Origin of the sequence: Klebsiella sp. X1-16S-Nf21 (assembly GCF_002837615.1) — a bacterium.
GTDB lineage: Bacteria > Pseudomonadota > Gammaproteobacteria > Enterobacterales > Enterobacteriaceae > Klebsiella > Klebsiella variicola.
This window is the reverse complement of record NZ_PJDK01000137.1, coordinates 1-4,845: the sequence shown is the minus strand read 5'-3', so window position 1 is coordinate 4,845 and position 4,845 is coordinate 1. Positions and strand designations below refer to the sequence as shown.

Annotated in this window: 4 protein-coding genes and 1 pseudogene; 3 read left to right on the top strand and 2 right to left on the bottom strand. The window is 49.2% G+C overall.

Translation table 11 applies throughout. The features are described from left to right. Together CW267_RS29510 and ugd are read left to right on the top strand one after the other, a co-directional pair. A pseudogene (locus CW267_RS29510) lies at positions 1 to 344 on the top strand (phosphomannomutase CpsG); the annotation flags it as partial. 163 nt (positions 345 to 507) lie between these two features. Further along, the gene (ugd, locus tag CW267_RS29505) at positions 508 to 1,674 is read left to right on the top strand and encodes a UDP-glucose 6-dehydrogenase (protein WP_000704907.1); all 1,167 of its coding nucleotides are present in this window, start codon (positions 508 to 510) and stop codon (positions 1,672 to 1,674) included. 422 nt (positions 1,675 to 2,096) lie between these two features. Here the strand turns inward: ugd and CW267_RS31020 are convergent, their stop codons facing one another. Next, complete coding sequence (locus CW267_RS31020; protein ID WP_004144151.1) at positions 2,097 to 2,219, bottom strand: small membrane protein; 123 nt, start codon at positions 2,217 to 2,219, stop codon at positions 2,097 to 2,099. 399 nt (positions 2,220 to 2,618) lie between these two features. Next, on the bottom strand, positions 2,619 to 3,623 hold the full coding sequence (locus tag CW267_RS29495) for an NAD-dependent epimerase (RefSeq protein ID WP_040968719.1): 1,005 nt from the start codon (positions 3,621 to 3,623) through the stop codon (positions 2,619 to 2,621). A 1,077-nt stretch (positions 3,624 to 4,700) separates the two neighbouring features. Here CW267_RS29495 and CW267_RS29485 point away from each other — a divergent pair. Further along, positions 4,701 to 4,845: sugar phosphate nucleotidyltransferase (locus CW267_RS29485; protein WP_242816814.1), on the top strand; the 145-nt coding region annotated here is incomplete at its 3' end.

The following is a 4,845-nucleotide window of genomic DNA, read 5'->3' as shown; positions in this document are numbered from 1 at the left end:
ACAGCGGGATGATCCCGTGGCTGCTGGTGGCGGAGCTGCTGTGCCTGAAGAACAGTTCGCTGAAATCGCTGGTGGCGGACCGCCAGGCGGCGTTCCCGGCGTCGGGGGAGATCAACCGCAAGCTGGGAAATGCGGCGGAGGCGATAGCGCGCATCCGGGCACAGTATGAGCCGGCGGCCGCACACATCGACACAACGGACGGTATCAGTATTGAATACCCTGAGTGGCGCTTTAACCTGCGCACGTCCAATACCGAGCCGGTGGTGCGTCTGAACGTGGAGTCCAGAGCGGATACGGCGTTAATGAATGCAAAAACCGAAGAGATTTTAGCTCTTCTCAAGTAATGCATTATCCATAATGGAAGCCATAGGGTCAGATTTTAATCGTATTATTGACCTTATGGCTTATTCTTGACATCCCACTGGTCAAAGCGTAAAACCGCCCACAGCATTATTTAATTTGGTGGCTATCCGCCATTATCCAGTTAACTGATTAAAGTGTAATCTCATGAAAATTACTATTTCCGGTACAGGTTATGTTGGTTTATCGAACGGTGTCCTGATTGCGCAAAACCACGAAGTGGTTGCTCTGGATATCGTACAGGCCAAAGTGGATATGCTTAACCAGAAGATCTCTCCGATTGTGGATAAAGAGATTCAGGAATATCTGGCAGAAAAACCGTTAAATTTCCGTGCCACCACGGACAAGCACGACGCCTATCGTAATGCCGACTACGTGATCATTGCGACGCCGACCGATTACGATCCCAAAACCAACTACTTCAACACCTCTACGGTGGAAGCGGTTATTCGCGATGTCACTGAGATCAACCCGAACGCGGTGATGATCATTAAATCGACCATCCCTGTGGGGTTCACCCGCGACATCAAAGAACGTTTAGGGATTGATAATGTTATTTTCTCTCCTGAGTTCCTGCGTGAAGGCCGTGCGCTGTACGACAACCTGCACCCATCGCGCATTGTCATTGGTGAGCGCTCTGCGCGTGCCGAACGTTTCGCAGACCTGCTGAAAGAAGGCGCGATCAAGCAGGATATCCCGACCCTGTTTACCGACTCCACTGAAGCGGAAGCGATCAAACTGTTCGCGAACACCTATCTGGCGCTGCGCGTTGCCTATTTCAACGAGCTCGACAGCTATGCTGAAAGCCAGGGGCTGAACAGCAAGCAGATTATCGAAGGGGTATGTCTGGATCCGCGTATCGGCAACCACTATAACAACCCGTCCTTTGGCTATGGCGGCTACTGCCTGCCGAAAGATACCAAGCAGCTGCTGGCGAACTACGAATCGGTCCCGAACAATATCATCGCGGCTATCGTGGATGCTAACCGTACCCGTAAAGACTTTATCGCGGATTCTATTCTCGCCCGTAAGCCGAAAGTGGTGGGTGTGTATCGCCTGATCATGAAGAGTGGTTCGGACAACTTCCGTGCCTCTTCTATTCAGGGCATTATGAAGCGCATCAAGGCGAAAGGTATTCCGGTTATTATCTATGAACCGGTGATGCAGGAAGATGAGTTCTTCAACTCCCGCGTCGTGCGCGATCTTGATGCCTTCAAACAAGAAGCGGATGTGATCATCTCTAACCGTATGGCGGAAGAGCTGGCGGATGTGGCGGACAAGGTATACACCCGCGATCTGTTTGGTAACGATTAATTCTGCCTGTCTGAGACTGGCGGTTCCCTGCCGCCAGTGTTCTTCTTTATCTCCCCGTTATATCCCTCACTCCGCGTATTTCTCGCACATTCAGATTAGCCTCAATAAATTGTGATGGACATTACGATCCTGCTCAAAAGCCGTTGCGGGTTGAAAACAGGTCCGATAAGTTAAACTTACCTTGTGAAGAGCTACCGTCACTGTGATGTAGATGCCGGAGATAAGCGCCGGGAGGTAAAACAAAGCCTGCAACGCAGGCTTTTGTTATTTATGCCCTATGGAAATATGATGAACAGGGCGCGATTAACACTATTTTTTCTTGCCTTAATGCCACGCCAAAAAGCAGAATGAACGCTCATTCTGTAATATCATTTTTTTATCTCTTAATGTTATCTTAATCTGATTGCAATACAGAGCGGTCCTTACCACTTGCGTTTATTAAACGTCAGTTTCGTTTTCTTTCTGTCTTTTAAATAAGAAATCAAGAAATAAACTGAAACAGCAAGTAGTATGGCAGCCACCACTAAGAAAAATAGGTTTTCCATAATATCTACCACAGAGCGTATGTTGATTGAATTATTAGTTTGATAAGCAATGCACCAGTTTTGTTCTGTTGCATGGCTTGCTCTAACATATCCTGGATTTAGGAAAATTCCTACAGAGAGTAATGTTTTTGATCAATCAGCATATAATGCTGTTTCCACTCACCAAATTGGGATGGATGACAGAAAAGTTTGAGTGCCTGGCGCGCGGATATTTGCTTTTTTGAAAAAGGCTGGATGAAACTGGTTTCAGGCAGGCGAGAAAAAAGGCAAAAATACCGTCTATAGCACAAAACATTATATATAAAACAATGAATGTGCATTCAGTCGACATATAGTCAGGATAACGGAGGTTCCATAGAAGAGATTGCCGCAACCTGACGATTGCGGCAGGGCAGGGGATTAGATCTGATAGTAATCCTTATACCACTCGACGAAGTTCTTCACGCCTTCCTTCACTGACGTCTGCGGCTTGAAACCCACCAGGTCATATAGCGGTTGGGTGTCTGCGCTGGTGTCCAGCACATCGCCCGGCTGGATCGGCATCATATTCTTCTTCGCTTCCATCCCCAGCGCCTCTTCCAGGGCGGTGATGTAGTCCATCAGTTCCACCGGCGAGCTGTTGCCAATGTTATAGACCCGATATGGCGCGGAACTGGTGGCCGGGGAACCGCTCTCAACGGTCCAGTCGGCATTAGCCTGCGGGATCACATCCTGAACGCGCACCACCGCCTCGACGATGTCGTCGATATAGGTAAAGTCGCGCTTCATTTTGCCGTAGTTGTAGACGTCAATACTTTTCCCTTCCAGCATCGCTTTCGTGAACTTGAACAGCGCCATATCCGGGCGGCCCCAGGGACCATAGACCGTAAAGAAGCGCAGCCCGGTGGTGGGGATGCTGTACAGATGGGAATAGGTATGCGCCATCAGCTCATTGGCTTTCTTGGTAGCGGCATACAGGGAGACCGGATGATCGACGGAATCTTCGGTGGAGAACGGCATTTTACGGTTGAGGCCGTAAACCGAGCTGGAGGAGGCGTACACCAGGTGTTTCACTTTGGTATGGCGGCAGCCTTCCAGAATGTTCAGATAACCCATCAGGTTAGCGTCCGCATAGGCATACGGATTTTCCAGCGAGTAACGCACACCGGCCTGAGCCGCCAGGTGGATCACGCGATCAAATTGCTCTACGGCGAACAGCTTTGCCATACCTTCCCGGTCGGCCAGATCCAGCTGCTGGAAATGGAATGCCGGAGATGCCAGGCGATCCAGACGGGCCTGCTTCAGGCTGACGTCATAATAGTCGTTCATGTTGTCGATCCCGACAACATCATGCCCTTCATTCAGCAGGCGCTGCGCGATATGAAAGCCGATAAAACCTGCGGCACCAGTGACCAAAAACTTCATATTTTTCCTCCGGGGTGTGGATATCCCGTTCTACATAAGTGCCGATTTTACACTGGCTTGCGGTTGGGATCACTTGCTTTGCCGCGTCATCTCCGCCAGACGTGAGGTGAAGGACGTTTTTTCTGGCAAAATAACCGTGGCAAAAGGTGATAAATAACAACGTTTCTCATTTGACTGTTAGCATCCGAATAATAACCTTGTGACTTGTCAGCGGTTTAGCGATTTGTGGCTAAACACAAAGGCAACAAATACCCATTGAGCCCGGCATAAGTTTGTTTAAAGTTATATTTTTTGTGCCCGGTTTATTTATCAAACGGGCTAAAAGCGCGCAATGATGGCTTTCTTTTCTTCATGGATATCAAGAAATTGCTCTTTTTTTGCTTGTTTAATGAATGTTTATGATGTGTGTCATTTGAGTAATCCATTAATCAGTAGGCTTTTTTATTTTTATTCCCGCCGACCAGCGCTATAATCTGCGCACGATTTTCTTTGTGGAATGTGCAGTGTAGAGGCATGAGTCGTTTATCCCACCTATCGGAACATAGCGCCGTTGTTGTGTGCGCAGGGCCATCAAGCCTGAATGCGCGTGGTCTCCCTGGCGGCGAAGACGATGTCTCTTCTTATCTTTCCCCACGTCGTAAACGCTCCTTTCTGACGGTTGCCAGCATCGGCTGGGCGCCCGTTGCGCTTTTTTCGGTGGCGGTAAGGGCATGTGTTTTGCCCTGCGTAAATGAGAAAGTCCTGATGGTTAACCCGGCGGCAAATGCGGAAAGTGTGGTGCGTTTGGCGGCCAGGTGAGGGAAGATGCATGTTAAAAGCAGAGATATGCCTGAAGGTATATCTCTGCTTTTAGGTTTTCAGGACACGCGTTCCGCCAGGCTGTCATTGTAGCCGCTGACTGAACGATCTGCCGACAGCCTGAAGCGAAAGAGGGTGGCGCTTAGCCTGGAGCACGGGAGCAGTACGCATTTTGGTTGCGACAGCCAATGGCGGTAGCGTGCCTCAAAAAGGCCACGCCACCTGACGGTCGATTGATTGATAGTAAAATAAAGCAATTATTTATTTAAGGATTTCATTATGTTACTTCCTGTAATTATGGCTGGTGGTACCGGCAGTCGTCTCTGGCCGATGTCTCGCGAGCTTTACCCGAAACAGTTCCTCCGCCTGTTCGGGCAGAACTCCATGCTGCAGGAAACCATCACCCGACTCTCGGGCCTTGAAA